Annotated in this window: 13 protein-coding genes; 1 reads left to right on the forward strand and 12 read right to left on the reverse strand. The window is 66.1% G+C overall.

Features of this window, described 5'->3' with window-relative positions:
• Positions 1-123 precede the first annotated feature (123 nt).
• Positions 124-1,056 carry a LysR family transcriptional regulator gene (locus tag KUV62_RS15120; protein ID WP_222604552.1) on the forward strand — a complete coding sequence of 311 codons (933 nt, stop codon included), beginning with the start codon at positions 124-126 and terminating at the stop codon, positions 1,054-1,056.
• Here KUV62_RS15120 and KUV62_RS15125 read toward each other — a convergent pair.
• From KUV62_RS15125 to KUV62_RS15180, 12 genes are all read right to left on the reverse strand, one after another.
• Positions 1,038-1,985, reverse strand: coding sequence for an ornithine cyclodeaminase family protein (locus KUV62_RS15125; RefSeq protein ID WP_222604553.1), 948 nt, complete (start codon positions 1,983-1,985; stop codon positions 1,038-1,040). The genes KUV62_RS15120 and KUV62_RS15125 overlap by 19 nt on opposite strands.
• Complete coding sequence (locus KUV62_RS15130) at positions 1,982-3,226, reverse strand: Zn-dependent hydrolase (RefSeq protein ID WP_222604554.1); 1,245 nt, start codon at positions 3,224-3,226, stop codon at positions 1,982-1,984. The genes KUV62_RS15125 and KUV62_RS15130 overlap by 4 nt, the downstream gene beginning before the upstream one ends.
• A gap of 25 nt (positions 3,227-3,251) precedes the next feature.
• The gene (locus KUV62_RS15135; RefSeq protein WP_222604555.1) at positions 3,252-4,535 is read right to left on the reverse strand and encodes a TRAP transporter large permease; all 1,284 of its coding nucleotides are present in this window, start codon (positions 4,533-4,535) and stop codon (positions 3,252-3,254) included.
• Complete coding sequence (locus KUV62_RS15140) at positions 4,532-5,005, reverse strand: TRAP transporter small permease (protein ID WP_222604556.1); 474 nt, start codon at positions 5,003-5,005, stop codon at positions 4,532-4,534. The genes KUV62_RS15135 and KUV62_RS15140 overlap by 4 nt, the downstream gene beginning before the upstream one ends.
• Positions 5,006-5,009: 4 nt before the next feature.
• The gene (locus tag KUV62_RS15145) at positions 5,010-5,336 is read right to left on the reverse strand and encodes a cupin domain-containing protein (protein WP_222604557.1); all 327 of its coding nucleotides are present in this window, start codon (positions 5,334-5,336) and stop codon (positions 5,010-5,012) included.
• A 29-nt stretch (positions 5,337-5,365) separates the two neighbouring features.
• Positions 5,366-6,355 carry a DctP family TRAP transporter solute-binding subunit gene (locus KUV62_RS15150; protein WP_222604558.1) on the reverse strand — a complete coding sequence of 330 codons (990 nt, stop codon included), beginning with the start codon at positions 6,353-6,355 and terminating at the stop codon, positions 5,366-5,368.
• A 263-nt stretch (positions 6,356-6,618) separates the two neighbouring features.
• Positions 6,619-7,629, reverse strand: a complete 1,011-nt coding sequence (locus KUV62_RS15155) for an IS30 family transposase (protein ID WP_222604559.1) — start codon at positions 7,627-7,629, stop codon at positions 6,619-6,621.
• A 181-nt stretch (positions 7,630-7,810) separates the two neighbouring features.
• Entirely contained in the window at positions 7,811-8,605 is a 795-nt protein-coding gene (iolB, locus tag KUV62_RS15160) for a 5-deoxy-glucuronate isomerase (protein ID WP_222604560.1), read from the reverse strand.
• Between the two features lie 29 nt (positions 8,606-8,634).
• Positions 8,635-10,488 carry a 3D-(3,5/4)-trihydroxycyclohexane-1,2-dione acylhydrolase (decyclizing) gene (iolD, locus tag KUV62_RS15165; protein ID WP_222604561.1) on the reverse strand — a complete coding sequence of 618 codons (1,854 nt, stop codon included), beginning with the start codon at positions 10,486-10,488 and terminating at the stop codon, positions 8,635-8,637.
• A gap of 102 nt (positions 10,489-10,590) precedes the next feature.
• On the reverse strand, positions 10,591-12,504 hold the full coding sequence (gene iolC, locus KUV62_RS15170) for a bifunctional 5-dehydro-2-deoxygluconokinase/5-dehydro-2-deoxyphosphogluconate aldolase (protein WP_222604562.1): 1,914 nt from the start codon (positions 12,502-12,504) through the stop codon (positions 10,591-10,593).
• Positions 12,505-12,556: 52 nt separating this feature from the next.
• Positions 12,557-12,841 (reverse strand): putative quinol monooxygenase, encoded by a 285-nt coding sequence (locus tag KUV62_RS15175; protein ID WP_222604563.1) that lies wholly within the window; start codon positions 12,839-12,841, stop codon positions 12,557-12,559.
• A gap of 22 nt (positions 12,842-12,863) precedes the next feature.
• Positions 12,864-13,805: a sugar phosphate isomerase/epimerase family protein gene (locus KUV62_RS15180; RefSeq protein WP_222604564.1), complete on the reverse strand. Its 942-nt coding sequence runs from the start codon at positions 13,803-13,805 to the stop codon at positions 12,864-12,866.
• Between the last annotated feature and the right edge of the window lie 13 nt (positions 13,806-13,818).

The raw sequence follows: 13,818 nt of genomic DNA on the forward strand, positions 1-13,818 counted from the left end.
CAGGCGATACGCACAGATGGCGGGCATAGTCTCGGCGAATATCTCGAATAGCCCCTTGCTATTTTTGCTCTGCTGCAAAAACAGACAGTCTCTTGCATCACCGATGGTACCGGACCCGCCAGAATGGACAGCATTCCCCAAACAGACCTGAACTGGAACCTCCTGCGCGTGTTCTACATGATCTCCGAGGAGCAGAGCATCACCAAGGCGGCACGACGTCTCGGCCTCAGCCAACCCTCGGTCAGCAATGCGCTGCAGAAGCTCGAGGCCCAACTCGACTGCCAGCTGGTGTTCCGGGACAGCCGCCATTTCGAGCTGACGACGCGCGGCGACAAGATCTTCCAGGAATGCCGCGACATCTTCCACAGCGCCGAGCGGATCTCGCTGCTGGTGCGCGACGCCGAGGCCGAGGAGCGCGGACAGGTCCGCTACCAGATCATCTCGAACCTTGTGTCGCCGCTGATCGACGAGGCGATGCGGCTCTTCCACCACCGCCACCCGTCGGTGATCTTTCAAAGCGAGGTGCAAAACAGCCAGGCCATCGTCCGCCTGATCCAACAGGGCCGCGCGAACCTGGGGTTCTGCCTGCTGGCCAAGCCGCTGGTCAACCTGCCGTCGATCCGTCTGTTCCGCGAGGAATTCCGCGTGTTCTGTGGTGCCGAGCACCCGCTCTTCGGACAGGACGCCGTGGAAGTGCGCGACCTCCGGCACGAGCCGTTCATTTCCTTCGCCTGTGCCACCGAGGGCATGGGGCTCGAGCCGATGTCGGTCCTGCGGGAGGGCACGCGGCTCGGCAGCCGGATCAACGGCCTGAGCACCAACACCGAGGAGGTGCGCCGGATGATCGTCACCGGCATGGGCATCGGGATCCTGCCGCTGGCGGTGGCGCAAGACGACATCCGACGCGGCGAGCTCTGGCCGCTGAAGATCACCGACGAGCCGATCGGGGCGGATGTCTACTTGGTCCATGCCGCGGCCGAGAACCTGACAACGTCCGAGCGGAAATTCGTCCAGACGATCGAGGAGCTACTGGCGCTCTACCCGGATATGGTCTGAGAGGCCGCGAGCTTCGCCGCCGCCAGATCCTGGAGCGCCATGCCGACGGATTTGAAGACCGTGAAGGCCGCGTCGTCACGGCGTCCCGGATGGGCGCCCTGGCACAGCTCCTGCAGGTCGGCCAGCAAATCGGAGCTGGCGATCTTTCCCTCTGCCAGGGGCTGCGAGAGATCGCCGGCAAGGCTGGCGCCTTCGCGCCTATCGACAAAGAGCTGTGCCTGCATGACCGCGCGATCATCGCTTTCGCGCATGTCGCTCTTGAAGGCGCCGATCAAGTCTAGATGGCAGCCCGGTTTAAGCCACGCGCCTTGCACCACCGGGCGGGTCGAGGCCGTCACCGTGGTGACCACATCCGCCGCGCGGCAGGCCGCTTCGATGTCCACGCTCGACCTTGCGGGCAGGCCCTTGTCGCAGAGGCGCCGGACCAGCGCTTCCGCCTTGTCGGCAGTGCGCCCCCAGACGGTGATCTCGTCATAGGCCCGCACCGAGGCATGGGCCTCGGCGGTCGCGGCGGCGAGCTGTCCGGTGCCGATGACGAGCAGCCGCTTCGCGTCGCGGCGGGCGAGATAGCTGGCAGCCAGCGCCGAGGCCGCCGCCGTGCGCCGCGCGGTCAGCGCGTCGCCGTCCAGCGCTGCCGTCATTTGGCCCGTGTCGCCATCGAAGAGCAGGAAGCCCGCGTTGATCGTGGCCCGTCCCTTGTCGGCATTGCCGGGGAAGAAGGTCACCACCTTCACCCCGATGCCTTCCCCCGGGACCCAGGCCGGCATGATCAGCAGCGAGGCCTCGCTGCCATCGGGCTGCGCCATGCTCAGCACCTGCCGCTCCGGCGCCTCGACATTGCCCGCCCTGTACCAGGCGCGCAATTCCGAGATCAGCGTGCGCCAGTCCAGCGCGGTCTCAATGGCCTGATGCCCGATCAGCGCGGTCATCGGTCGGCCCGTTTGACCACCGCGTGAAGCAGGATGTTCAACCCGGCGACAAAGTCCTCCGGCGCGCAGTTTTCCTCGTTGTTGTGGGTGATGCCGTTCTCGCAGGGCGTGAAGATCATCGCCGTCGGGCAATGGGTGGCGAGGAAATAGGCGTCATGGCCCGCCTGGCTCTGGATGTCGCGCCAGTTGAAGCCCATGCGGATCGCCTCATTGCGGAGGCCGTCGATCATCTCGTGGTCGAAGATGTCGCCGCCCCATTCCCATTCATCTTCTATCCGCGCCTCGCAGCCGCAGCGCGCGGCGGATTCGTAGAGCGCCCGGCGCATCTTTTCCGCCATCACCCGCGTGGTGATCGGATCGGGATGGCGCACGTCGCAGACCGCCTCGGCCGTGTCCGACAGGATGCCGGGCTTGTTGGGCCAGGCGGTCAGCCGCGCGGCGGTCGCCTTGCCGTCATGCACCGCGAAATCCCAGCCGATATCGTCCACCGCGGTCAGCCAGCGCGCCCCCGCGGCCAGCGCGTTCCTGCGCAGGTCCATCGGGGTCGGCCCGGTATGCGAGGTCTGGCCGGAAAACGTCGCCCGCATGCCCCGCACCGGGTAGCCGCCGGTGACGATGCCGACCTGCCGCTTCTCGGCATCGAGGATCGGCCCCTGCTCGATATGCAGCTCGAAATAGGCGTCGATCTCACCCGCCTTGCAGGGCGTCGCGCCGTCGTAACCGATCCGCGCGAGCTCATCTCCGAACCGCGCACCGTCATCGCCGATCAGGTCATGCACCCAGTCGATGTCATACTTGCCGACGAAGCAGCCGGAGGCGACCATCGGCGGCGAGAACCGCGCGCCTTCCTCGTTGGTCCAGTCGACCACGACGATGGGGCGCTTGGTCACGTGACCCGCGTCGTTCAGGCTGCGGATCACCTCGAGCCCCGCCAGCACTCCGGCAATCCCGTCGAACCGTCCGCCGTTGATCTGGGTGTCGAGATGGCTGCCGATCAGGATCGGCGGCAGATCGTTGTCGGTGCCGTCGCGGCGACCGAAGATGTTTCCGGCGGCGTCCACCTCGACGCTCAGGCCTGCCTCCTCGCACCACGCGCGAAACAGGTCGCGCATCTCGCGGTCGGCATCGCCGAGTGTCAGGCGCGACAGCCCGCCGGGGCGGCCTTTGCCGATCTCTCCGGAGGCTTCAATGGTGGACCAGAAGCGGCCGAGGTCGACGCGGGTATCGGGGGTAATCGGCATGGGAAACCTTCTTTCGGGGCCGGGATCAGAACAGGATGCCGGGGAGATCGGTGATCAGGGCGGGGAACAGGACGAGGAGTAGCAGCACGCCGACCATCACGCCAAGGAAGGGGATCAGGTACTTGAACGACGCGCTGAGCGGGATTTCACCGACCCGGCAGGCCGCCATCAGGTCGATGCCCAGCGGCGGAGTATTGGCACCGATGGCGAGGTTGATGGTCAGCAGGATGCCGAAATAGACCGGGTCGATGCCATAATGGCCAAGGATCGGCAGGAACACCGGCGCAAGGATCAGGATGATGGCGATGCTCTCCATGAAGGTGCCGAGGATGAGCAGCACCGTCATCATCAGGAGCAGCGCGACCGTGGCGCTCTCGGTGGCCTGCGTGATGCCGTTGACGGCCATCTGCGGCACCTGTTCGGCGGCGAGGATCCAGCCGAAGACCGAGGCCGAGGCGATGACGAGCAGGATCACCCCGGTCATCTCGGTGGTTTCGCGCAGCAGGCGCATCAGCGTCGAGAGCGACAGCGCACGATATACGAAGACCCCGATGAACAGCGCATAGGCCACGCCGATCCCGGCGGCCTCGGTCGGGGTGAAGATGCCGAGGCGGATGCCGCCCACGATGATGATCGGCGCCAGCATTGCCAGGATCGAGCCCTTTGCGGCACGGCCGAGCTCGCGCCACGAGAACGGCTCCCCGCCTTGCCAGCCGTTGCGGCGGGAAATCCACCACGCCACCAGCATCAGCCCGAGCCCCAGCAGGATGCCGGGCAGGATCGCGGCGACGAAGAGCTGCCCGATCGAGCTGTTGGTGGCGGTGCCGTAGACGATCAGCACGATCGACGGCGGGATAACCGTCCCGAGGGAGCCGGCACAGCCCAGGGCCGAGGCCGAGAAGCCGGGGTGATAGCCCTGGTTCTTCATCGCCGGCAGCATCATCGTCCCGATGGCCACGACGTCGGCCACGCCGGAGCCCGAGAGCGAGCCGAACATCATGCAGGCGATGATCATCACCATCGCGAGGCCGCCGGTCCGGCGCCCGATCAGCGCCGAGCAGAGCGCGATGATCCGGGGCGCGAGGCCGCCGTGGACCATCAGAAGACCGGCCAGCAGAAACAGCGGGATGGCCAGAAGCGTGAAGCTGTTGATTCCGGCGACGGCGCGCTGCGCGACGACGATCATCGGCGCGGCATCGGCGATCAACAGGTAGAACATCGACGACAGGCCAAGCGCCACGGCGATGGGCACGTCCATCAGCACCAGCACCACGAAGGCCAGGAGAAGCAAAGCAAGCGCAAGGCTCATGCCCGGCCCCCTTTCAGGATCAGGCCCAGCAGCGCGAAGCCGCAGCAGACCGGCAAGGAGATGTAAAACAGGCCCACGGGCAGCGACAGGGCCGTGGTCTGGTGCGACCAGGTGATCCCGCTCAGCGTCCAGCCGGTCCGGATGAGCACCGCGAGAAACACGACACTCGCCAGCCATGCGAGCGCGGCGATCACCTTGCGCAGCAGTGCCGGCAGCGTCACCAGGTCGAGCAGGCCGGCGCGGAAATGCGTGCCGCGCACGAAGCCCGAGATCGCGCCGACGAAGGTCAGCCAGACGAGGGCGATCCGGGGCAGCTCCTCGGCCCAGCGGGGCGTCGAGGAGAACAGGTAGCGCGAGATGACGACATAGACGACCATCGCTGCAAACGCCGCCACCAATGCGGCGCCGCACCAGCGCGCGCCGCGGTCGATCAAGCTGGCCGCGCGCAGCGACCCGTCGCGAAAGTTCATGGCGTCAAGCCTCCGTCGGGTTCCGGGCACCGGGTGTGTTCATCGCAGCAGGGGCCACCGCCCGCGCGTCGGACCACACAACGACGGTGTGATCCAGAGCGGGCGGCAGGCGCAGCTTTGTGCCGCCGGTCATATGGTTGTCCGCGCCGCCGGCCCGCAGCATCGCCTCGCCCCTGAGCGTGAGCGTCACCTCGGCGCGGGGATGGCTGGGGGCGGTGGTTTGAAGGCCTTTCCGGCCCGTGGTCACGGCGCGTCTGGGAAAGTTCTCGCCGCATCGGGCGGGCGCGAACGGCGCCGTCTGGTCGAGGTCAAGAAGTTGCACCGGCTCCACCGATGCAACTCCTTTCTCGGGCCGCGGGATCATTCGCGGTATTGGTCGAGGATGGTCAGAAGCTCATCGCCGTAGACATCCTTCTGGCTCTCCCAGATCGGAGCGACCGCGTCCACGAAGGCGGCCTTGTCGACCTCGTTGAACGCCATGCCCTTTTCTTCCAGATCGGCGATCAGCTGGTCATTGGCGTTCGCGACCATTTCACGCTGCTTCAGGCCCCAGGAGGTGGCGGCCTCCATGACGATCTCCTGGTCTTCGGGCGAGATCTTGTCCCATGTCGCGTTCGACATGGTCAGCGTGGCCGCGCCCCAGATGTGTTCGGACAGCGAGACGTATTTCTGAACCTCGAAGAACGAGGAGGCATAGATGATCGCAAGCGGGTTCTCCTGAGCGTCGAACAGGCCTTGCTGCAGCGCGGAATAGAGCTCGCCGAAGGACAGCGGCGCAGGCTCGGCGCCCAGACCCTCGAAGGTGGCCAGACGGACCTTGTCGGGCGTCACCCGGATCTTCAGACCTGCGAGGTCTTCGGGCTTTACGATCGGCCGCACGTTGTTGGTGATGTTGCGGAAGCCGTTTTCCCACCATCCCAGCACCTTGATGCCCTTGCTGTCGAGCAGCTCGGCCAGCGCGGTGCCGAGGTCGCCGTCGAGCGCGGCGAAGGCCTGCTCGCGGGCGCTCCAGGCATAGGGCATCTCGATGATGCCCATGCGCGGCTCGATGCCCTGGAACGATCCCGAACCGATCAGACCGGCCTGGATCGAGCCGAATTGCAGACCCTCGATGACCTCCTTCTCGTTGCCGAGCTGGCCCGAGGGGAAGACCTCGATCGAGACGCGGCCTTCGGTGCGCTCGGCCACTTCGTCGGCGAAACCGGAGGTGGCGATGTGCCAGTTGTGGCTCTCGGGCAGGACGTGGCCGAGGCGGATGGACACGTCATCCGCCAGCGCGGTGACCGGGGCAAACGCCGTCAGGCAGGCTGCAAGCAGGCCGCCCTTGAACAGATGGCTGGCGTATTTCATGTCGTCTCTCCTGTTGGGATTTGTTTGAGGCGAAGAAATACCGAACCCAAAATCGGCGCAAATAGCGCAGCGCTATGATTGGAACAGCCTGGTCTTATGCGTGGTGCTGACATGTGCCAGCATGGGGCACCTTTGCCCTGGAGGGCATGCCTGTGAACGGCGCCGTGCCGGATATGTCGCTGGGGGGAGAGGCGGAAAAGGGGGGGCGGTTGCGGCCACAGCTTTGTGAACTCATGCTGAAGTGCAAATTCAGATATGCCGTTTTATTCCAATCGGTTCTGGATTTCCAGCAGCTTGGTTTCGAACACCTCCGCTGGCGTATGGTAGCCCAAGCATTTGCGGGGGGTGGAGTTGAGGCGATGGCAAATCGACCTCAAATATCGATTTGTCAGCGCCGTCGGTTCGGTTGATCTGGGCAGGTACTTTCTGAGCCTGTTGTTCGTGTTCTCGACGGTGCCTTTTTGGTACGGCGCTTGCGGGTCGCAGAACCACGCATCCGCGCCGATCCCTGCTTTTAGGTGCTTCCACGCCGAGAACTCTGTCCCGCGGTCGAAGGTGATCGATTGCCGTGCGTCTGCGGGCAGGGGAGCCAGCCCCTGAATGAGGGCCTCCATGATCGGCCTGGATTGGCGATCTTCGTTGCGCATTACGACCGTATAGCGCGTGACGCGTTCCACTAGGGAGGTCACATTGACCTTCCCGTGCTCCTTGCGGAACATCATCAGATCGCACTCCCAATGCCCGAACTCAACCCGTTCTGCGATGTGCTCGGGCCTGTTCGACAGGCTTTGAGAATCGAAGATATGCGCCCGATTGTGCCTGCGATAGCCACGCGGCCTGCGGCGACGGCGGTGCTCCGGCAGATGCCGATAAAACTGTTCGTCGCGTCCATCCTTCGAATAGGCGAAACGGTAGATCGTCTCATGGCTCACGCGGATTGGATGCCGTTCGAGCCGCATCCGGCCAGCGATCTGTGGGGGAGACCAGCCGGCCTTCAGGCGATCCATGACGGCAACCTTCACCTCGGGATGCATGATCAGCTTGCGATGGATGGCCCTGCGCTTCTCGTACATACCCTGGGCGTTCATCGCGTAGTAGCCATTCAGCTCTGGCAGTTCCTTGTCAGAGAAGAAATTCCGCTTCAACTCGCGATAGATCGTGGACGGAGCGCGTCCCAGCCGATCCGCTATTTCCGGGACTGACATTTTGCCATCCCGCCACTTGGCAATCTTGATCCGGTCTTGGAAACTCAGGTGAGGATAGCAGCGTCCCATTGAAAACCTCCATGCAATACTCTGTTTTCATACAGAATTTGCACTTCGGATGTGAATCCACCCTTCGCCTCACTGGATACGCAGAATAGGCGTTATGTTGAGTGCTGGCGGGCTGCCGGCCTTGTTCCTCCAGTGCCCGCCAGCTCCGGCGCCGCGCGTTGTTTCGCGCCCCGAAGGCGCTCTACATCAGGTGCGCGACCTCGGGTGCCGCCACGAAGCGCCATTTGCGCAGCGGGCCGGACATCACGTTGAGGTAGTACATCTCGAACCCGTGCGGCGCGCCGCAGGGATGGTGGCCGCGCGGCACGCAGACCACGTCATGATCATGCACCGCCATGGTCTCGTTGAGCTGTAGATCGTCGGTATAGACCCGCTGGATGCCGAACCCGTCGGAAGGGTTGAGCCGGTGATAGTAGGTCTCCTCGAGATAGGTGATGCGCGGGAAATCGTCTTCGTCATGGCGATGAGAAGGGTAGCTCGACCAGTTCCCCGCCGGGGTGAAGACCTCGGTGACAAGCAGGCTGTCGCAGTAATCCTCGTTCTCCATCGCGATGTTGTTGATGAAGCGCGTGTTGCTGCCCTCGCCGCGCTGGGTGAGCGTGATCCCGTCCGGGCCGATGCGCCGCGCCGCGTGGCCGCCCTTGCCCGGCGCCGAGCAAACCGCGATCGTGCAGTCGGTGGTGGCCTCGGCGCTCCAGTCGCTGCCGTCAGGCAGGTAGAGGCAATGCGGCGGGGTCTTCTCGAAGACATTCATGCGCTCGCCGAGCTCGCCCCAGTCCTGCCCCGCGCCGGATATCTTCGCCTTGCCCTCGACCATCACGAGGATGACCTCGCGCGCGCCGGTCACGTCGGCGATGCGATCGCCGGCCCGCAGGCGGTGCAGCGCAAAGCCCACATAGCGCCAGCCGGCGCTTTCCGGGGTGATCCGCAGCACCTCGCCATGGGTGCCGAAGGGGCGGTGAAGCAAGTGGCTCATGTCCTGTCCTTTCCGTCTGTCTGACCGGCTCAGTTGACCAGCCGGGCCTTGGCGATCTGGCCGAGATATTCCTCGAAGCGGTCGCGCTGCTTCGCGCGCTCCGACACTTCCGGCACGGCCACGTCCCAGAAGAAGCCATGCTCGCCCGCGGTGGTCTCGAGCCCGGTCCCGGGGAAGTCCTTGGCGACGGTCTCGATCACCAGCACGGTGGGGATGTCGCGGCTTCGCGCCGCCTTCAGTTCCGCCTCAAGATGGTCGGTGCCCGAGACCTTCACGGCATGCGCCCCCATCGAGGCCGCGTGCATGGCGTAGTCGATCTCGGGCTGAACCTCGACATTGCAGTCGACATACATGTTGTTGAACGGCTCGCCGCCGCAGCCCATGGTTTGCAACCGATTGATGCAGCCGTAGCCGCGGTTGTCGGTCAGCACCACGGTGAAGGGAATGCGCCGCATCACCGCCGTCGCAAGCTCCGAGTTGGCAAGCATGTAGGAGCCGTCGCCCACGAAGCAGATCACGTCGCGCTCCGGTGCGCCGAGCTTCAGCCCCATGGCGCCGGCAACCTCGTAACCCATGCAGGAATAGCCGTATTCCATGTGATAGCCGCCCTGGCTCGGCTTCCACAGCAGCTTCAGCGCCCCCGGCATGGTGCCCGCCGCGCACATCGCCACGGCGTCGGCGCCGGTGGCGCGCTGCACCGCGCCGATGACCTGCCCGTCGGTGGGCTTGGCGGCCTGATCCTCGGGCCGGGCGCAATAGGCGTCCACCGCGCGCAGCCAGTCCTCGCGGGCCCCGGCATCGGGAGCCTCGGCCCGGTAGTCGCCCAGCCGCTCCGACAGCGCCTCGAGCGTCACCCTGGCGTCGCCCACAAGGCTCTCCGCACCGTGCTTGGCGGCATCGTAGCCGTGGATGTTGATCGAGACGAGCTTCGCGCCTTCGCCGAACAGCGTGCGCGAACCGGTGGTGAAGTCCTGGAAGCGTGTGCCCACGCCGATCACCAGGTCGGCAGCCTGCGACGCCGCATTGGCCGCCGCCGAGCCGTCGACGCCGGAAGCGCCGAAGTTCATCGGATGATCCTGCGACAGGCCCGACTTGCCGGCCTGGGTCTCCGCCACCGGGATGCGGTGGGTGCTGGCGAAGCGCGCAAGAGCCTCCTCGGCCTGCGAATAGAGCGTGCCGCCGCCGGAGATGATCACCGGGCGCTTCGCTTCGCGCAGCATCTGTGCCACCCTCTCGAGCTCGTCGAGATCGGGGCGCGGGCGGCGGGTGTGCCAGACGCGCGGCTCGAAGAATTCTTCCGGGTAGTCATAGGCCTCGCATTGGACGTCCTGGCAGAAGGCCAGCGTGGCGGGGCCGCAATTGGCCGGGTCGGTCATGGTGCGCAGCGCGCGCGGCAGCGCGGTGAGCAGGTGCTCGGGCCGGGTGATGCGGTCGAAATAGCGCGACACCGGGCGGAAGCAGTCATTGGCCGAGACCGTGCCGTCGTCGAAATCCTCGACCTGCTGCAGCACCGGGTCGGGCCGCCGCGTGGCAAACACGTCGCCGGCAACGATCAACAGCGGCAGCCGGTTCACATGCGCCAGCGCCGCCGCCGTCACCACGTTGGTCGAGCCCGGCCCGATCGACGAGGTCACCGCCATGGCGCGGGTGCGCCTCGATGCCTTGGCATAGGCGATGGCCGCATGCGCCATGGTCTGCTCGTTCTGCCCGCGCCATGTCGGGAAAACATCGCGGTAAGCGTGCAGCGCCTCGCCGATGCCGGCCACGTTGCCATGGCCGAAGATCGCCCACATGCCGTCGATGTAGCGCTCCCCCTCAGGGGTCATCTGCACGCTCAGCCATTTCACCATGGCCTGCGCCGCCGTCAGCCTGATCGTGCTCATCTCGCACATCCTCCCAAGGGCGCCCTGCCCTTCTTTACGTTCCAAATACTCCGGGGGAGTCCGCGCTTGCGCGGGCGGGGGCAGCGCCCCCACTGCCCCGTCTCAAGCCGCATTGAGCCGGGCTCCCTCGCGCGCCGCGTCCCAGATGCCGCAGAGCCGCTCGAACCGCGCGGCCATCTCCGCCACGGCGTCGGCGTCGCTCATCGCGCCGCGCATCCAGGCCCGTGCGGCATCGCCGAAGATCGTCCGCCCCACGGCGAAGCCCTTGACCAGCGGCTGCTTTGCGGCGAGCGTGAAGCTCTCCGCCAGCTCGGCTTCCGGCGCATCGAGGCCCAGCACCACGATGCCGCGGGTGCGCGGATCGTTGCGCTCGATGGCCGCCACCGCCTTCTGCCAGGCCGCCTCGCTGCGGAACGGCTCGAGCTTCCACCAGTCGGGGTACACCCCTGCGTCGTAGAACTGCTGGATCAGCAGGGCGGTGGTGTCGTCATCCACCGGGCTGACCTTCGACGGGATCACCTCGAGCAGAAATTCCAGCCCGTGGCGCCGCGCCGCGGTGAACAGCCGCTTGACGCGCTCTTCCTGCAATTCGCGAGTCGCCGCGTCGTCGTCGGGGTGGCAGAAGACCAGGAGCTTCACCACGTTCTCCCGCGCCCATTCGCGGAACTGGCCGAGATCCTCGCCAAGCTCGGGCTCGAACCGGATCGGGCGCGAGCCCGGAAGCTCGGTGGGCCGCCCGATCCAGAGCCCGGAGCCGCTGGCCGCGTGCAGCGCAGACCGTCCGATCCTGTTGTCGCAGAGGATGCCGTAGCCGCCCTGCCCGTCCTGCACCCTGAGCGCCGCCTGCAGGCAGAGCTCCTTGAACGCGCCGCCTTTCTCGAGCGTGTAGCCCTCCATCTCCTCGAGTTGCATGCGGTGGTCGAAAGCGAAGGTCCGAACCGTCGACCAGTCGCCGTGGCGGTTGGTGGCCCAGTGCACCTGCTCGAGCTCGCCATCGTTGCGCAGGTCGGGGCGAACGATGCCGCGCTCGAAGAAGAACTGCAGCTCCTCCCAGCTCGGATAGGCCGGGGTGCAGCCATGGCGCGAGACCGCGAAGGCGCCGCAGGCATTGGCATATTTCAGCGCCACCGGCCAGCTTTCGCCGTCGAGCCAGCCCTTGAGCAGGCCGGACATGAAGCCGTCGCCGGCGCCCAGCACGTTGAACACCTCGATGGGGAAGCCCGGGCCGGTCTGGCCGTCGTCGAGGCTGTCGGGGATCGCGCCCTCGAAGGCCACCGCCCCCATCGGCCCGCGCTTGCAGACCAGCGTCGCGCTCGAGACGGCGCGCACCGCGCGCAGCGCCGCGATCGTGTCCGTCGAGCCGCCGGCGATATGGAACTCTTCCTCGGTGCCGACGATCAGGTCGAAATGGTGCAGCACCTCCTGCAGGCTCTCGGTCACCTGCGCGCTCTCGACGAAGCGGCTCTCGCCGTCGCCATGGCCCGCCACGCCCCAGAGGTTGGGGCGGTAGTCGATGTCGAGCGCGGTCTGGCCGCCATGTTTCTTCGCCAGCTCGAGCGCCTTCAGCACCGCCGCACGCGGGGTGGCGTGGGCGAGATGGGTGCCGGTGGCGACCACCGCGCGGGCCGAGGCCACGAACTCTTCGTCGACATCCTCCTCGCAGAGCGCCATGTCGGCGCAGTTCTCGCGGTAGAAGATCAGAGGAAACTGCTCCTGATCCCGGATGCCGAGGATCACCAGCGCGCTCAACCGGTCGGGGTCGGTCTTCACGCCGGCGACCTCGACACCGTGGCGCACCAGCTCCTCGCGGATGAAGCGCCCCATGTGCTCGTCGCCCACGCGGGAGATCAGCGCCGAGCGCATCCCGAGCCGCGCGGTGCCGCAGGCCATATTGGTGGGCGAGCCACCGATATACTTGTCGAACGAGCCCATATCCTCGAGCCGCCCGCCGATCTGCGCGCCGTAAAGGTCCACCCCCGCGCGGCCGATGGTGATGACGTCCAGTCTCTTGTTCATGGTCTCCCCCTCTCTTCGGGTGCCGCCCAGGCCTTGGGTGGCGGAAATGCTCTCAGCCCGCGACGTTGATCGTCTCGAAGGTCAGGCTGCGGTGGAATCGTTCGTGAAAGGCGATGAAGTCGCGGGTGTGGGCCTGCTCCATGTGAAAGGCGTGGGCCGCCTCGTCGGCCCAGCTCTCGACAAAGACCAGGCGGTCGGGATCGTCGGTGCAGGTGTAAAAGTCATAGGCGATGCAGCCCGGCTCGGCGCGGGTGGCGCGCTGCGCCTCGGGCGCCCGCGAAAGGATGGTCTCGCGGGTGCCGGGCTGGCAGTCGATGGTGATGATGAACTTGTACATGTCGTCCCTTCCGGCCTGCCCGTCAGCGGATGATCGTGGCCTGAAGCGCGTCGATCGAGGACTGGATGCCGGCATTGGTCGACATGGTGAAATCCTCCATCTCGAGGCTCACCCAGCCGTCGTAGCCCATCATTCCGACCACGGAGAAGAACTCCTTCCACCATTGCAGGTCGTGGCCCGCGCCGACGGCGACGTAGTTCCACGCGCGGTTGGCGACATCGGTCACCTCCTTCATCTCGAGCAGGCCGTTGACGTCACAGAGACCGCGCTCGATGCGGGTGTCCTTGCCGTGCACGTGGTGGATCGCCGGCCCGAGCGCGCGCGCCACCGCGATCGGGCAGGCGCCTTTCCAGAACAGGTGGCTGGGGTCGAGATTCATGCCGACCATAGGGCCGACCTCGTCGCGCAGCCGGAACAGCGTCTCGGGGTTCCAGACCAGCATGGCGGAGAAGTTCTCGAGGGCGTATTTTTCCACCCCGACCTCGGTGGCGAGCTTGACCAGATCGTGCCACAGCGGGAAGGCGCGGTTCTGCCACTGGTAGCGGTCGCGCTCCGGCATCTCGTCAGGCCAGGACTTGGTGTAGACCAGCCAGTTCGGCACCATGTCGCCGGGGGCCGCCTCGGGCAGGCCCGACATGGTGACGATCTTCTTGACCCCGATCTCGCCGGCAAGGCGGATGGTGTCCTGCATCTCTTTCATGTGCCGCTTGCCCATGGCGCCCGGGTCGAGCGGATTGGCCGAGCAGTTGAGCGCGGCGATCTCGAGGCCGCGGGCCTCGATCTCCTTCAGGCGCGTCTTCAGCTCGCCCCGATCGGCCAGCAGGGTCTCTGCGCGGAAATGCGGCGCCGGGGACCAGCCGCCGCCGGTCATCTCGATGCCCTCGACGCCAAGCGCCACGCATTTGTCGAGCATGTCGGTGAAGGAGAGATCCCCCATCACGTCGGTGCAGATGGACAGTTTCATGTTCCGACCCTTT

Source organism: Salipiger bermudensis, from assembly GCF_019801965.1.
Lineage (GTDB): Bacteria > Pseudomonadota > Alphaproteobacteria > Rhodobacterales > Rhodobacteraceae > Salipiger > Salipiger bermudensis_A.

What these genes read in the sequence shown, in the direction of transcription:
- KUV62_RS15120 (WP_222604552.1), top strand. Translation starts at nt 124, where the DNA reads ATGGACAGCATTCCCCAAACAGACCTGAACTGGAACCTCCTGCGCGTG.
- KUV62_RS15125 (WP_222604553.1), bottom strand. Translation starts at nt 1,985, where the DNA reads ATGACCGCGCTGATCGGGCATCAGGCCATTGAGACCGCGCTGGACTGG.
- KUV62_RS15130 (WP_222604554.1), bottom strand. Translation starts at nt 3,226, where the DNA reads ATGCCGATTACCCCCGATACCCGCGTCGACCTCGGCCGCTTCTGGTCC.
- KUV62_RS15135 (WP_222604555.1), bottom strand. Translation starts at nt 4,535, where the DNA reads ATGAGCCTTGCGCTTGCTTTGCTTCTCCTGGCCTTCGTGGTGCTGGTG.
- KUV62_RS15140 (WP_222604556.1), bottom strand. Translation starts at nt 5,005, where the DNA reads ATGAACTTTCGCGACGGGTCGCTGCGCGCGGCCAGCTTGATCGACCGC.
- KUV62_RS15150 (WP_222604558.1), bottom strand. Translation starts at nt 6,355, where the DNA reads ATGAAATACGCCAGCCATCTGTTCAAGGGCGGCCTGCTTGCAGCCTGC.
- KUV62_RS15155 (WP_222604559.1), bottom strand. Translation starts at nt 7,629, where the DNA reads ATGGGACGCTGCTATCCTCACCTGAGTTTCCAAGACCGGATCAAGATT.
- iolB (WP_222604560.1), bottom strand. Translation starts at nt 8,605, where the DNA reads ATGAGCCACTTGCTTCACCGCCCCTTCGGCACCCATGGCGAGGTGCTG.
- iolD (WP_222604561.1), bottom strand. Translation starts at nt 10,488, where the DNA reads ATGAGCACGATCAGGCTGACGGCGGCGCAGGCCATGGTGAAATGGCTG.
- iolC (WP_222604562.1), bottom strand. Translation starts at nt 12,504, where the DNA reads ATGAACAAGAGACTGGACGTCATCACCATCGGCCGCGCGGGGGTGGAC.
- KUV62_RS15175 (WP_222604563.1), bottom strand. Translation starts at nt 12,841, where the DNA reads ATGTACAAGTTCATCATCACCATCGACTGCCAGCCCGGCACCCGCGAG.
- KUV62_RS15180 (WP_222604564.1), bottom strand. Translation starts at nt 13,805, where the DNA reads ATGAAACTGTCCATCTGCACCGACGTGATGGGGGATCTCTCCTTCACC.